This window comes from Candidatus Ruminimicrobiellum ovillum, from assembly GCF_002392975.1.
GTDB classification, from domain to species: domain Bacteria; phylum Elusimicrobiota; class Endomicrobiia; order Endomicrobiales; family Endomicrobiaceae; genus Ruminimicrobiellum; species Ruminimicrobiellum ovillum.
This window is the reverse complement of sequence record NZ_DGIC01000010.1, coordinates 282,109-297,177: the sequence shown is the minus strand read 5'-3', so window position 1 is coordinate 297,177 and position 15,069 is coordinate 282,109. Positions and strand designations below refer to the sequence as shown.

At 30.5% G+C, this 15,069-nt stretch carries 11 protein-coding genes and 1 tRNA gene; 5 read left to right on the top strand and 7 right to left on the bottom strand.

Annotated elements, in window-relative coordinates:
• Nucleotides 1-132: 132 nt before the first annotated feature.
• On the bottom strand, nucleotides 133-1,296 hold the full coding sequence (locus B2Y85_RS05920) for a M20/M25/M40 family metallo-hydrolase (RefSeq protein WP_372519553.1): 1,164 nt from the start codon (nucleotides 1,294-1,296) through the stop codon (nucleotides 133-135).
• A 296-nt stretch (nucleotides 1,297-1,592) separates the two neighbouring features.
• On the opposite strand from B2Y85_RS05920, the gene B2Y85_RS05915 reads away from it, so the two are divergent.
• From B2Y85_RS05915 to B2Y85_RS05895, 5 genes are all read left to right on the top strand, one after another.
• Nucleotides 1,593-2,567 (top strand): bile acid:sodium symporter family protein, encoded by a 975-nt coding sequence (locus B2Y85_RS05915; protein WP_372519552.1) that lies wholly within the window; start codon nucleotides 1,593-1,595, stop codon nucleotides 2,565-2,567.
• On the top strand, nucleotides 2,533-3,765 hold the full coding sequence (locus B2Y85_RS05910; RefSeq protein WP_372519551.1) for an MFS transporter: 1,233 nt from the start codon (nucleotides 2,533-2,535) through the stop codon (nucleotides 3,763-3,765). The genes B2Y85_RS05915 and B2Y85_RS05910 overlap by 35 nt, the downstream gene beginning before the upstream one ends.
• A gap of 423 nt (nucleotides 3,766-4,188) precedes the next feature.
• Entirely contained in the window at nucleotides 4,189-5,052 is an 864-nt protein-coding gene (locus B2Y85_RS05905) for a restriction endonuclease (protein WP_372519550.1), read from the top strand.
• Nucleotides 5,053-5,404: 352 nt separating this feature from the next.
• Complete coding sequence (locus B2Y85_RS05900; RefSeq protein WP_372519549.1) at nucleotides 5,405-6,499, top strand: hypothetical protein; 1,095 nt, start codon at nucleotides 5,405-5,407, stop codon at nucleotides 6,497-6,499.
• Nucleotides 6,500-6,511: 12 nt separating this feature from the next.
• Nucleotides 6,512-7,069, top strand: a complete 558-nt coding sequence (locus B2Y85_RS05895; RefSeq protein ID WP_372519548.1) for a hypothetical protein — start codon at nucleotides 6,512-6,514, stop codon at nucleotides 7,067-7,069.
• Between the two features lie 176 nt (nucleotides 7,070-7,245).
• On the opposite strand, the gene lepA is transcribed toward B2Y85_RS05895, so the two are convergent.
• The 6 genes from lepA to B2Y85_RS05865 form a co-directional block, all read right to left on the bottom strand.
• A complete protein-coding gene (gene lepA, locus B2Y85_RS05890) occupies nucleotides 7,246-9,033 on the bottom strand; it encodes a translation elongation factor 4 (RefSeq protein ID WP_372519547.1) in 1,788 nt (595 codons plus the stop codon).
• 22 nt (nucleotides 9,034-9,055) lie between these two features.
• Nucleotides 9,056-11,269, bottom strand: coding sequence for an O-antigen ligase family protein (locus B2Y85_RS05885; protein ID WP_372519546.1), 2,214 nt, complete (start codon nucleotides 11,267-11,269; stop codon nucleotides 9,056-9,058).
• Nucleotides 11,270-11,291: 22 nt separating this feature from the next.
• Nucleotides 11,292-11,364 (bottom strand) — tRNA-Thr (locus B2Y85_RS05880).
• Nucleotides 11,365-11,406: 42 nt separating this feature from the next.
• On the bottom strand, nucleotides 11,407-12,132 hold the full coding sequence (locus B2Y85_RS05875; RefSeq protein WP_372519545.1) for a pyridoxine 5'-phosphate synthase: 726 nt from the start codon (nucleotides 12,130-12,132) through the stop codon (nucleotides 11,407-11,409).
• The gene (gene glmM / locus B2Y85_RS05870) at nucleotides 12,133-13,530 is read right to left on the bottom strand and encodes a phosphoglucosamine mutase (protein ID WP_372519544.1); all 1,398 of its coding nucleotides are present in this window, start codon (nucleotides 13,528-13,530) and stop codon (nucleotides 12,133-12,135) included.
• Nucleotides 13,531-13,555: 25 nt separating this feature from the next.
• On the bottom strand, nucleotides 13,556-14,878 hold the full coding sequence (locus B2Y85_RS05865) for an ATP-dependent DNA helicase (RefSeq protein ID WP_372519543.1): 1,323 nt from the start codon (nucleotides 14,876-14,878) through the stop codon (nucleotides 13,556-13,558).
• Nucleotides 14,879-15,069 lie beyond the last annotated feature (191 nt).

Genomic DNA, 15,069 nt, shown 5'->3' with positions numbered 1-15,069 from the left:
TTTATATTTTTATAGTTTTGTTTTTATACAACACAACAACAAAGCTACGACATTTTAACCGTAAATGCCCTCCTACACATATATTCTAACTCATATTCTGTTTTATCTCAATAGTTTTAGTATTATAAAAGTTTATGAGTTATATGCTTCAAATAACGCTTTTAACAATTCCTGGCCTTTTATCATTGTCTTATAATCAACATATTCGTTGCCGGAATGCATATTGCATACTGTTGCCAGCCCTATCAAGTACGGGGAAAACTGTTCACCTTTAGCATTTTGTTTGTTGGCATAAATATGGGTTTCAGCTCCCGCATGGAACGATGAAATTTCAGGTTCTATCCCGACTTGTCGAGCTACTTTTGAAAATAAATTCGGCATGTATTCGTCTTGATTTTTTTCGAACATCGGCATTTTTACATTAAATACAATTGTTGCCGTTGCAATACCTTCATATTGTTTATTAAATTCATCAACTGTTTTTTGCATGGTTTGTATAAGTTCGTTTTCTTTCACTTTGTTTGAACTTCTTATAGAATATGTTGCTGCGGCATCTGTGTTTATAACATTTGTAACATTTAAGTTGCCTGAAGAAATTCCGCCGATATTACAAGAAGTTACAACTTGCCCGTTTTCACTGTAAAAAACACCTTGCGGCATATCGGAAACCAAATCCGCAATTAATTTTGCTGCATTTTTTCTTGTGTTATCTCCGATATCGTTCCCGGAATGTCCGCCTTTTGGCGCTGATACTTTTAAATTTACATCCACATAACTTGCACCTGCAACCAAACATTGTCCGAGAGCATCACTGTCTAATACCAACACATACTTTGAATTTATTTTTGAAAAGTCTGTGTTTTTTATACCGGTCATACCGTTTTCTTCATCTCTGGTGAAATGAAGTTCCAATCCGCCGTGTTTTATATCAGACCTTTTTACAAGCTCTTTTGCAAAATACAATGCATTTGCAACTCCCGCTTTATCATCCGCACCCAGAGTTCTGCCTTTGGCTTTTATTAAATCGCCGTCCAAATAAGGAACAACGGGGGAATCGTCTCCCACAACATCCATATGCGAAGATAACAAAATCGGTTTTTTTGTTGTATCCGTTGCAGGTACTGTTATGTATATATTTTTATAGTCGTCTGTCTCGCAAGGCAAATTATTTGCTTTACAATAATTGCAAATCCAATCGATAACTTTTTCCTCTTTTAGTGACGGTGACGGTATTTCCGCTATAGAACAAAACAAATCTACCAATTCATTATTTTTTCTTAATTCGTTAATATTCATAATTTGCTCCTAAATTTTTTATTTTTCTTAGTGATTTTATTCTAACATAGTTTAGTTTTAATGTAAATTGAAAATTTCTTTTTTGTCGTTGGTTGCTCTCAAAGGATTTTAGGATTTTAAATAAGAATAAAACATTTACCGACTGCAGTGTACAAAAGTGAAACGGTACATAAAGGAGGGAAATGCAAAATTATTATTTAAAAGATAAATCCGTTTCGCTCAAAAACAAATTTCAATTATTTGCTAACTTGTTTGCTAATTTATACAATAATTGAAATTTATTTCGGAAGATAAATATGAATTTATTAAATAATATCAGCAATTTTTTCGGTAAATATATGGCTGTGATAGTTCTTGTTGTTACAGCCGCAACTTTATTTATTCCGCAAACGGGATTATGGGTTTCGTTATCGTGGATAAATTATCTTCTTATGATAATAATGTTCGGTATGGGACTTACTTTAAAGTTTGAAGATTTTAAGCTTGTTTTTGTTCGCCCGAAAGATATTATTACAGGTTGTGTTGCGCAGTTTACCATAATGCCGTTAATTGCTTTTATGTTATGTAAACTGTTTAACCTTGATGCCGCACTTATGACCGGTGTTATTCTTGTAGGTGCTTGTCCGGGAGGAACATCAAGCAATGTTATTACTTATCTTTCTAAAGGGGATGTTGCATTATCGGTAAGTATGACAAGCGTTAACACAATACTTGCTCCAATTCTTACTCCTTTAATTACATACCTTTTATTAAGTACCACCGTCAATGTCGATACTTATTCAATGTTTATTTCCATTATAAATGTGGTTATTATACCGATAGTTTTAGGTTTTATTATAAACAAATTTTTCGGAACATTTACTCAAAAAGCGATAAAAGTTCTTCCGGTGATTTCCGTTACAGGTATTTGTATGATTGTTGCAAGTGTTGTATCGCACAACGCATCAAAAATTTTATCCACGGGTCTGATAGTATTTACCGTTGTTATCTTACATAATGTTTTAGGTTATGCTTGCGGATTTGGGCTAGGAAAAATGTTGAAATTTAACATACCGAAAACTAAAGCAATTTCGATAGAAATCGGTATGCAAAATTCAGGTCTTGCAACAAGCCTTGCATCAACATCGTTTGCTTCTCTTGCCATGGCTACCGTTCCGGGAGCAATTTTTTCGGTATGGCACAATATTTCCGGAGCAATTTTAGCAAACATTTTTAACCGTTGGAATGAAAATAAAAATGAACAGATTAAAAAACATTTTCAGGGGATTTAAATACAGAAATTTCAGGTTATTTTTCCCTTCTCTTGCTATAACCCAAATAGGGTTATGGATACAGAATGTTGCTATTAGTTGGCTTGTTTACGATATAACAAAATCTGCTTTTACTATGGGCAGTTTAACTTTTATAAGTACTGCACCATTGTTTATTTTGTCCCCTTTTACAGGTGCGGTTGTAGATAAATATAACAGACACAAACTGTTAATCATTGTTCAATCTTTATATATACTGCAAACATTTTTAATGACAATTGTTGCTTTTTCCGGATTATTAAACCTTTATCTTATAGTAATTTTAGGTGTATTTTTAAATACGGTTGCAGCCATTGATGCACCGGTAAGACAATCGAGTTTCGTTCTTTTGGTGGATGATCCGAAAGATTTAGGTAATGCTATTTCGTTAAATGCTTCTTGTTTTAATCTTGCAAGGTTTATAGGTCCTGCCATAGGCGGACTTATTATAGGTTATTTAGGTGCAAAATATTGTTTCCTTTTAAACTTCTTGGTTTTGGTTCCCACTTTTTTTCTAATAAAAGCAATGAAAATAAAAGATTTTAAAAATAAAGAAACACAAAAAGAAAACATTTTTAGTTCAATTAAAGAAGGATTTTTATATTCAATAAAAAATTCGCCGATAATAACGGCACAAGTATACCTTTTTCTGTTTAGTTTTTTGGTTATGAGCTATCCTATGCTTTTACCTATATATACGGCGGATGTTCTTGTTTCAAAAGCGGATATTTTGGGATATTTGCTCGGTGCAACAGGTGTAGGTTCACTTACTGCATCTTTACTTATTGCATCTAAAATGTCGGTAAAAGGGTTACGAAGAATTTTGTTTATCGGTTGTATATTTGTAAGTTCCGCTTTTATTTTTACCGGACTAAATTCCAACCACTATTTTGTTTTGATAGCAATGTTCTTTTTGGGGGTAGGTTCAACATTTTTTATAACGCCGCAAAATGTGTTGGTACAAACTGCTGTTGCGGACGAAAAAAGGGGAAGAATAATAAGTTTAAATGCTTTATGCTTTTTAGGAACATTTTCTTTAAGCAGTTTTTTTACCGGTTCTGTTGCACAAAAAATTGGAATATCGAACACTTTTGTTTTTTTAGGTGTTACGGTTTTTATAATAAGTTGTTTGTTTAGTTACAAAATGTCTAAATACGATTACACTAAAAAGATTAATTAAGATTGAACAAAAGAGCAGAAGTGTTAGCTAATTATGTAAAAAAACATAACATTGCAGCAACAAAATATAAAGATTACGGCTGGCCGGAAAAGCAGATTCCTTTAGATTAAACAAGAAAGTAGACAAATTTCCTTTCCTTATTTTAAAAAATGACCAAAAATTGAAATAACAAAACTCCTTATTTCAAAAAATACTCAAAACTTGAAATAATAACTTGTCTTATTTCAAAAAATAGCATAAAATTGAAATAAGAATTTAATAAAGAGGTTTATAAAGGTGGATAATTTTAAAAGAAAAAACAAACTCATTGAGAAACAGATATTACGAACTTAATAAATATTTAGATTTATTCAAATAAAACAATACAGAAAAATAAAATGTATTAGAATACATTTTTTTAAAAATAATATCTATGGAGAATATATGAAACCTGGATATAATTACGAAATATTTGTAAAAGATATGTTTGATGCTATTATTAAAGCCGATAATATTGTTGGGCAAAAAAATATCAAGATAGAAATGCACAAAAAAATTTCTGATAATTGTGGTGTTGAAAGAGAATTTGACATTTACTGGGAATATGAAATAGCAGGTATAACATATAAAACAGTAATAGAATGTAAAGATTATAATAATACAATAAGTGTTGATAAAATTGATGCTTTCATAGGTAAATTAAAAGATATACCCGATTTAAAAGGCATTTTTGCTACTAGAAAAGGATATCAAGCTGGTGCTAAACAAAAAGCTATAACTAATAAAATAGATTTGTTAATTGTTCGAGAATTGACAAATGATGATTTTACTGATAAAGACGGAAATCCATTATTAAGAGCTGTACAAACAAATATTACTATTCTGCCAAGTTTTAAAATATTAGATCTTAATATAACATTAGATAAACAATATATACAAAACAATAAAATTGATGAAAAACAATTTTTAGGTAAAAAAATTTATGATACCGAACAAACTTTAATTGAAGATTTATCAAAAAACAAAACTTATCTATTAATTGAACTTTTAAAGGATATTATTAACAATTGTAAACATATACCTGGAATATATGAAAAATCTCTATGTTTTGATAATGCTTTTATTACATATCAAAATAAGACAAAGACAAAATTAAAAGAAATAAAAATTAAATATTGTATTTCAAAACCAATAACAACAATTTTTACAATTGATGCAATGAATATATTTCATGGAGTTATCGAGTATTTATCCAAGAATTCAAAAAAATTTGTTAGTAAAGATGGAAAAACAAAAGATATACTTTAATTTTAAAACATTTATTATTTAATATTATCTAGATTTTTGACAAATATATTGTAAAACATATTTGATTTTTAATAAAATAATAAAAAATTACTAAATGTAATTTTTTATAAAGCTTAATATTGATACATTTTTTTGGTGGAAGATTTAATCTTCGCCTATTTATAGCAATATAAATACGGTTACGAACTCCAAAAAAAGTGTCACCTTTTATAAGAGTATTCTATGTCTGAAATATGGCATAGATGCTCGGGTGACCTTTTTTATGTGGGCTTCGTAACCGCACTTAAGGAAGGTCGCCTTTTATTTTGTATAAGAAACCTTACAAAATGTCAAAAATAAAAAGGAGAGAAAAATGAAATTAAAAATTTTACTTTATGCTGTTATTATTTTTTTATCTTTAAATTTTTGCGCAACTAATTTAATGGCTAAAAAAAATGAAACTAAAATCGCAGAAGCAAATTCAAGGGTTATAAATGGTATTCAGTATATTTATACAAATGAATATCTAGACAAAATAAAAGATATTAAATTTATATTTACTATTGATGAACTGAAAAATTTAGAGCCTGATCTTTTGTTAAATAGATATTATGAAATAAATAAAAGTACAAAAACATGTGATAATAAAGCTTTCTTTGAAATAAGTCAGGAAATAGATAAATTTTACAAGTTTATTAAAGAAATTAAAACTAAAATAAAAAACGAAATAATAGATGAATCAAATACAATTAATTCTATTAGACAATACAAGAAATTATCTTATTCGTTTGATCGCAATCTCATTCCTATAGAAATAAAAGAAAATATTTTTAATTTAAATTTAGAAAAGTTGCTTGATAAAGAAAATAATATTAACAGTATGGGTTTAGATTATGAAAAGAATTTATATTATAACCGTCTAAAAGAAAATAAAAAATATCAGGAAAATCAAAAGCAAATAGATAATAAACTGAATAAGAAAGCTAGTTTATACGATTATATCATGGCAAGTAATTTTTGTAGTTATGATCCGTACTATATGCCGGATAATATAAAAAATCATACATTGTTTACTACTGATATGATAGTTTTACAAGTAATTCCTAATGGCATTTTAGCTATTCAAAATATTCCGCGACAATATCAATATGGTTATAGTGACTTTTATGGTACATGGAATCAATTGGCATATGGACATAAGGGGACAGAATACCCTACTATATTTATTAAGACAAACAAAAGCTTTATTGTTGGACAAACAATACGTGAATATATAAGATATTCAGGAAAAAACTTTACATATCCAACAACTTATGGTACAGCTACTGTAATGGTATTTAATATTGTCAGTGATTATTCAAAAAAACAAGATCAATATTTTGCTCTTGAAGAAGAAATAGAAAATTTACAAAAACAACAATTTGAATTTGAAGAAAATGCAAGAAAAAATTTTTATTTTTATAAATAATAGGAGAAAAAAATGAAAAAACTATCAAATTTATTAGTACTACTATTTTTATGTTTATCTAGTGTTAAATTTATTTATGCGGAAAGATTATATTTAACAAATGATATTTATTTTGAGAAACCAAAAATAGAGTTAGAAGTTAATAGTAGTTCTCCTAACACTAAATACTCGAAAACTATAATACTTGAAGATTTTGTTTTAAAAAAGAAAGATAAAAATAATTATTTTTATGTGGAAGCAACTTACTATGGTGGAGAAAAGAAACCAAGTTATACAAAACAAGAACAAATTGAAGGACATGTAGGTAAAGGAAAAAGAGAGTTGAAATCTTTGGCTTGTACAAATATCAAGGAAACAATATCGAGTAAAACAATAAATGGTTTCAATGTGACAAGCTTCATTACAACAGGCATTAAAAACAATAAAAAATATCACACTGAAGAAATACTTGTTTATGATGATTATGATACAGAAAACGAAATGTATAGAAGTTTTTGGATTTACTATGTGTGTTCAGATAATCTATTGAAATATGCAAATGAAATGATAAATTCAGTTAATAAGGAATAAAAATTTAAAGAATTATAGTCATTTTGTAGTTTAAGACCTTAAGATTTTGTGTTAGAATGAAGAAACTCAGGAATGAAGTGTACTTGGATCCCGTAAGGGTGTACTCGATTTCCTGAGTTTCAATATTATAACCAAAATATTAAGGTCGCTATAAGTTGTTAACAAGTAATTTGCAATTACTTGTCAATCTGTAACACCGCAACAAACGCTTCCGGCGGCAGTTCAACCTTCCCGAACTGTCTCATCTTCTTCTTACCTTCTTTCTGCTTTTCAAGAAGTTTTCTCTTTCTGGTGATATCACCGCCATAACATTTTGCAAGAACATCTTTTCTCATAGCAGAGATTGTTTCTCTTGCTATAATCTTATTATTTATTCTTGCCTGTATAGGAATTTCAAACATGTGGCGGGGAATAATTCCTCTTAATTTTTCCGTTAAAAAGTGTGCGGCAGTTTGTGCCTTATCTTTATGAACTATAACTGAAAAAGCATCCACAACTTCACCGTTAACAAGTATTTCAAGTTTTACTAAATCGCCGAGTTGCGGTGCTATATGTTCGTAATCGAACGATGCGTACCCTTTAGATACGGATTTGAGTGCATCGTAAAAACCTACAATAATTTCCGCTAATGGAATTTCGTATTTTAAAATGGCAATTTTCATGTTAACATATTTCATGTCAACCTGTTTGCCTCTTTTCTTTTGACACAAATCCATTAGTCCGCCGAGATATTCGGTAGGAGAAACTATCGTTGCCATAACATACGGTTCCCAAATTTCCTGGATTTCCGCATTGTTGGGAAACTTCGCGGGATTATCTATTGTTACCATCTGATTTTTTGTTTTTACATTGTATATAACGTTAGGTGCGGTAACCAAAAGGTTTAAACCGAATTCTCGCTCTAATCTTTCTCTAACGATTTCCAAATGAAGATGACCTAAAAATCCGCACCTGTAACCGAACCCTAAAGCTACGGAAGTTTCCGGAACATAAGTTAAAGAAGCATCCGAAAGTTGCAACTTTTCAAGAGCAACTTTTAAACTGTCGTAATCGGATGTGCTGTAAGGATAAAGACCTGCAAACACAAACGGATTAACTTCTTTATAACCTGCATGCGGATGAGTTGTAGGTCTTGAACTTTCAGTTATTGTGTCACCGATTTTAACATCTTGTATTGTTTTTATACCTGCAACGACAAAACCTACTTCACCGGCAGAAAGGCTGTCCGATTCTACGGGTTTTATTTTCATATATCCGACTTCAAGCACTTCGTATTGAGCACCTGAAGCCATAAATGTTACTTTCATACCTTTTTTGATTGTACCGTCGAACACTCTTATAATAATGACAACACCCTTATAAGAATCATAAAATGAATCGAATATCAAAGCGGATAACGGGTCTTCTTTTTTGCCTTGCGGTGCGGGGATATTTGCTATAACAGAATCTACAATTTCGTTTATACCGATACCTTCTTTTGCACTTGCAAGTATAGGTTGATCTATAACTTCCAAAGCATCCGTCATTTGTTCATAAGCGGAATCTATATCGGCGGTAGGTAAATCTATTTTGTTTATTACCGGAATAATTTTTAAGTTGGCATTTTTTGCAAGCATAGTGTTTGCAAGAGTTTGTGCTTCAACACCCTGCGATGCATCTATAACCAAAAGTGCACCTTCACATGCTTCCAAAGCACGGGAAACTTCATAAGTAAAATCCACGTGGCCGGGGGTATCTATAAGATTTAAAATATATTCCTGACCGTCTTTATCTTTATACTGCATTTTAACGGCTTTTGCCTTTATCGTGATACCTCTTTCTCTTTCAAGTTCCATACCGTCGAGAATTTGATCTTTCATTTCTCTTTTTGAAATGGTACCTGTATATTCAAGAAGTCTGTCGGCAAGAGTACTTTTACCGTGATCTATATGTGCAATGATGCAAAAATTTCTAATGTTTTTCAAAGTATTTTTTTCCTTAATTGTTTTAAATATTCTCTTTCATTTGTTTAACATACTCATCTTCGGGATAAAGCTGTTTCAACAAATTGTAAACTTCTTTATAACTTTCTTTATCTTGTTTTTTATTATAAACAACTGATAAATTTTTTAGGCCATCACTATTGTTCGGTACATATTTCAAAGATTCAATATACGATTTTTCAGCATTATCCAAATTGTTCAAAGAAAGCTCTAAATTACCGAGATAAATACATGTTTGCATATATTCTTCTCTTCTTCTTTCTTTCCAATTTTCTTTATAAAAATTGTGCGGTTTTTCTTGCAATAAATTTGGGAAATTAAGATGATCCAAATATTCTTTTTCGGCTAACTCGGGGTGACCCGCTTGACCATATAAACTTGCCAATTGATAATATGTTTGCGGGAATATCGGATCTATTATTTTATATTGGTTATAATATTTTATTGCTTGATTCAAACAATAATCTCTTTTTGTTGCTGCATCTTGTTTTGCCTGTTCGTTATTTTCCTGTGTATATTTGTTTACAAAATTATTGAAATAACTTACAAGTTTTGCATATACCAGCCCAACCAAAAACTTTGACTGAACATAGTTCGGTGCCAATTTCCATATTTCGTTATATTCCGCAAGTGCTTTTTCGGGATCATCGTTTTGCCATCTGTCGTTATAATTGTTTGCTTTAAAGTATCTCGGCATAATAAATGAAGGGTTTTTCTTTATTACTTCAGCATATAATTCTATCGCCTTTGTAAAATTACCGGCTTTTGAATATTGTATTGCCTGAGAATGTATTGCATCTGCCTGAAACTGTCCCCAAAAAATGCATATAAGATATATCGACATAGCCAAAACTGAAATTTGACATATTCTTCTTATTATAACAGGAACAACAATATTATTTTGGTCATCGACTCCTTCTTTTTTCAAAGAAATTATTGCAATAGAAATGATTGACCCTATTAACATCCACAACATTACACCCGAAGACACGAATCTTAACGACACACATACACAATCATGAGCAAGTTGCGCAACTATTGCCGAAACAAAACCTAACTGTAAATATGATAATGTGCTTATATTCTGATTGTTTTTTCTAAAATAAGATAAACTTCTAAAACCGACAGTTAAAACCATAAGCAACAATAGCAAAAATATACCGAGGCCTATTATCCCTTCATCATAAAATACTTCAAGATATTCATTTTCCGGATGATCGCTTTCAGTATTATGCATACCTTCTATAAAAAATATTTGCGGTCTTCTGTATGAAGGATATGTTAAATAAAATGTTCCTATACCCGTACCTATAATAGGATGAGTATTTATCATTTCCCAACATGAAAGCCATGTAAATACTCTGAAAGATGAACTGTCCGGTCTTTTTTTAAGTTGTAAGAATATACCGCCGCTTACTACGGATACAGTTATTAAAGCCATTAATAAAATAAGTATTACTTTTTTTCTTCTTGATATGTTTAATATAAAACCTATAAACAAAAATGCAAAAGCTATAATACCTACACCAAAACCTATCCAAGCTCCTTTTGAGTATGAAAAAATCGTTGAAAATGTTATGAGTGCCCACAAAAGTAAAAGATGAAAACTTTTCTTTTTAAAAAACAATGCTAAAACTATAGGACTCATTACAACAAGGAAATCGCCGAAAAAATTAGGATTGCCGAATGTAGAAAATATTCTGTTTCCAAAAGCCCATCTCCAAATAAAGGGATCCAACCCCTTTGCAGGAGGTGCAGGGAAATATCTTGTATCTATGAATTGAATTACCGCATATATACAAACAATATATGTTGCAAATATTAAAAAATTTACAATCCTTTTTAGACTTTTTTTATCTTCAAAACAATCTATTATTATTATTGCTAAAAAACAATATATAAATCTTCTTATAAATTCGTTTAATGATGCCAAATGAAACGGGGAATGTAAAAGAGAAATTAATCCCGATAACAAAAATAATATTATAGGCAGTAAAACAATTATATTTTTTCTGAAACTGTAAAAAAAATCACTTTCGAACTTATAAATAAGCCACGAACAGATTAATGCCATACCGCCGATTTGAACTATTGTTATTTTTATTTGTGCGGAATCGTAAGTGCCCAAATAAAAACTTACCGCCACTAAAAAATAAAACAGCGGTAATCCGTAAAGTACAAATTTTGAAGAAACTTTTTTTATAATATTTGAAAACATTTTTTACCTTAAAAAAGAAATAAGCCGACAATAGGATTTGAACCTACGACCCATCGCTTACGAAGCGATTGCTCTACCAACTGAGCTATGTCGGCAAATTTTTATAAATTATATCATATATTTATGTTAAATTAAAACTAATATTTTAACAATATTTTTTTCATATCAATTACAGCTTTTTCAAGGCCGTCAAATACCGCTTGAGCTATAATCGAAAAACCGATATTCAGTTCATTAATATTTTTTATTGAACATATATCGTAAACATTGTTATAATCCAATCCGTGACCGGCATTAAATATTAAATTTTGCTGTTGAGCCAACATTGATGCTTGTTTTATTTTTTCAAGTTCCGATAATGCTTTTTCTTTCCCCAACTTAAACAAGTTTGCATATTTGCCGGTATGAATTTCTATTGCATTTGCTCCGATATTCGCACAAGCTTCTATTTGTACAGGTTCGGGATCTATAAACATACTGACTATTATACCGTTATCTTTAAGTTTTTTTACAACTTCCGCCAAATAAGTTTTTTGACCGGCAACATCAAGACCGCCTTCGGTAGTAACTTCCTGTCTTTTTTCAGGTACTATGCAAACAGAATAAGGTTTTAATTTAAGTGCAATATTTACAATTTCTTCACAAGCTGCCATTTCAAAATTAAGTTTTGTTCTCATGCACTGTTTTATTTCGAAAACATCTTTATCTTGAATGTGTCTTCTGTCTTCTCTTAAATGTGTAGTTATGGAATCCGCACCTGCTTTTTCGCAGATTGCAACCGCTTTCACCGGGCTTGGATACTCTTCCATTCTTGCTTGTCTGAGAGTTGCTATATGGTCTATATTTACACCGAGTTTTATCATTTATTTTTCCTTTACTGTTTTTTCTATTTCTTTTTTAGCAACATTTATAACATCTTGTGCTATTTTTTTAATTTCTTTTTTATCCTGTCCTTCGAGCATCACTCTTAAAAGTTTTTCCGTTCCGGAATATCTTACTAAAATTCTTCCGTTATCTCCAAGTTTTTTTTCAATTTGTTTTATAAGTTTTGTGGTTTGCGGTAACTTTTCCAACGGAATTTTTTCTAAAACCTTTTCATTAATAAGAACTTGAGGATACTTTTTTATCCAACCACACATTCGAGAAAGAGGTTTATTTTCTTTTGTTAATATATTTAATAACTGTAATGCACTTATTAATCCGTCACCGGTATCGAGAAGTTGTTTAAAAATAATGTGTCCGGACTGTTCCCCGCCGATAATTGATTTATGTTTTATTAAATCTTCGTAAACATATCTGTCACCGACTTTACTTGTAACAACTTTTATTTTTTCTTGTTTTGCGGCTTTTATAAGACCGAGGTTTGCCATTACAGTTATAACAAGTGTATTGTTTTTTAGTTTATTGTTATCTTTTAAATATTTTGATACTACACCCAAAAAATAATCGCCGTCGCGAACTATACCTTTATCGTCGACTGAAATTACTCTGTCGGCATCGCCGTCAAAAGCAAATCCACAAAAAGTTTTTTTTGCTTTTACGACTTTTGCAACCGTTTCGGGATGTAATGCACCGCAGTTTAAGTTTATATTTTTGCCTGTAGGTTTATTATTTATGACTACGACATTAGCTTTTAGTTTCTTTAATACTTCCGGAGCAATTTTATATGATGCACCGTTTGCGCAGTCTATTGCTATTGTTTTTCCTTTCAATGCATCTTTAGGCATTAATGATATTAAAAATTTTTCATATTGCTTTACTAAGTTTTTACCGGAAACATTTTTTATTTTTGAGTTTTTCGATAATACTCTTTTTTCTTCAATATATTTAACTAAATGTTTTTCTAATTTTGCTTCGACTTTATCGGGAAGTTTTTTTCCCTTAGACGAGAAAAACTTTATTCCGTTATCCAAATACGGATTATGTGAAGCGGATATTACTATACCCGCCTGATAATTGTTGTTTTTTAACAAATATGCTACCGCAGGTGTAGGTAACACACCTAAGTCGGTAACTTTTATTCCTGCGGCATTTATACCGTATTGCAAAGCTTTTAATATTCTTTTGCCGGACTCTCTTGTATCTCTTCCGATTAAAATTCCGTTACCTTTCTTATCGAGAGTTTCTGCAAGAACATAACCTATTAAAGAAACTGTATTGTTATCAAACGGAAATTCGTTTGATTTTCCTCTTATACCGTCCGTACCGAAAAATTTCATACCGTTACCTTTATAAAATATATTTTGTAATATTATACACAATTATGTTCACTTTATAAATGAACTTTTATAATAAATTTTTCTTTTCCGTTAAATAATTAATTCTTTCTCTTTTTTTCAAAAGCTCGTCTATCTTTTCATCAATTATAACATCAGACTTCTTTATTGGTTTTGCTAAACTTATACCTTCCAAATCTTTACATCTGCTAAGTGCAACATATAACTGACCGGGAGCAAATGCACCATACCCCAAATCTATTAAAACATTATCGAAAGTTTTGCCCTGACTTTTATGTATTGTTACCGCCCAAGCAAGTTTCATAGGATACTGTGAAAAAGAACCGGCGTTTTCCGTTTCTATAATATTTAACTCTTTATTCCATTTATATCTGAAAAGTTCCCACTTGTATTGTTCTACAATTTCGGTTTTCCCGTTTTGCATTTTAACATATATTTTATATTTATCGTCGGATAAATCTTTTATAATATCTTCGATAACTCCGATAGAACCGTTCACCCATCTGTTTTTACTATCGTTATTTAACATCATCACCTGCGCCCCGATTTTCAGTTTAAGTTCATAATTTACGGGAAACGCGGAAACATTGTCCACATCTTCGGTTTCTGCCGTAAAAGTGTACGGATCGCAATGTATTTGTCCTAAAAATTTGTTGTTATAAAATTCCGCCGATTTGTTTGTTGTCGTCAATAAAACCGACAATTTTCTGTTTTCGGATTTTTTGTTCACATTTTTATTTAAAGAATCTATTATTTCGGAATTTACATGATTTGTTCTTATTGAATTAAGTATGTCTATAAATTTCTCGTCGGTTTGTCTGTAAACTTTTTGAAATTCTATTACATGACAAAATGTTTCGTTCATACATTTTGCACTGAAAAAGTACGGACTGTCATAATAATTGCGGAACAAAAATTCTTCTTCTTTTGTAACTACCGGCGGCAATTGCATTAAATCACCGATAAAAAGCATCTGTACTCCGCCGAACGGCAACTTCGGTATAGGACCGTTTAATCTTAAAAATTTATCCACACAATCTAAAAGATCAGCTCTTAACATGGAAACTTCATCGATAATAATAGTTTCCACATTTTTGTATATGGAATTTTTACCGTATCTTCTTTTTGTAACTTTGTCTAATGTGATATCTGTTTTAAATTTAAAAAAAGAATGTATTGTTTCACCGCCGGCATTTAAAGCAGCAACTCCGGTAGGTGCCAATATTACAAATTTTTTCTTAAACTGTGAAACGAGATACTTTAAAAAAGTGGTTTTTCCGGTTCCGGCCTTTCCCGTAACAAAAACATTATCGTTTGTTTGCAACAATATTTTTAAAGCATCTTGAAACTCTTCATTTATTTCTATTGACATTTATATACCTGAATAAGACATACATATAGATTATATTTTTTATACTTATCCACAAGTTAATAACAATTATCTTTTTTTGTGGATTTTTTGTTTGAAATTATTAAAATCAATTGATTTTTCAATTGTTTTTACTAAAACACAAAGCAAACTATATTATACAAATTATATAAAAACACACTACTTTATACACA

What these genes read in the sequence shown, in the direction of transcription:
- B2Y85_RS05900 (WP_372519549.1), top strand. Translation starts at nt 5,405, where the DNA reads ATGAAATTAAAAATTTTACTTTATGCTGTTATTATTTTTTTATCTTTA.
- B2Y85_RS05905 (WP_372519550.1), top strand. Translation starts at nt 4,189, where the DNA reads ATGAAACCTGGATATAATTACGAAATATTTGTAAAAGATATGTTTGAT.
- B2Y85_RS05915 (WP_372519552.1), top strand. Translation starts at nt 1,593, where the DNA reads ATGAATTTATTAAATAATATCAGCAATTTTTTCGGTAAATATATGGCT.
- B2Y85_RS05885 (WP_372519546.1), bottom strand. Translation starts at nt 11,269, where the DNA reads ATGTTTTCAAATATTATAAAAAAAGTTTCTTCAAAATTTGTACTTTAC.
- B2Y85_RS05920 (WP_372519553.1), bottom strand. Translation starts at nt 1,296, where the DNA reads ATGAATATTAACGAATTAAGAAAAAATAATGAATTGGTAGATTTGTTT.
- B2Y85_RS05895 (WP_372519548.1), top strand. Translation starts at nt 6,512, where the DNA reads ATGAAAAAACTATCAAATTTATTAGTACTACTATTTTTATGTTTATCT.
- B2Y85_RS05875 (WP_372519545.1), bottom strand. Translation starts at nt 12,132, where the DNA reads ATGATAAAACTCGGTGTAAATATAGACCATATAGCAACTCTCAGACAA.
- B2Y85_RS05910 (WP_372519551.1), top strand. Translation starts at nt 2,533, where the DNA reads ATGAACAGATTAAAAAACATTTTCAGGGGATTTAAATACAGAAATTTC.
- B2Y85_RS05865 (WP_372519543.1), bottom strand. Translation starts at nt 14,878, where the DNA reads ATGTCAATAGAAATAAATGAAGAGTTTCAAGATGCTTTAAAAATATTG.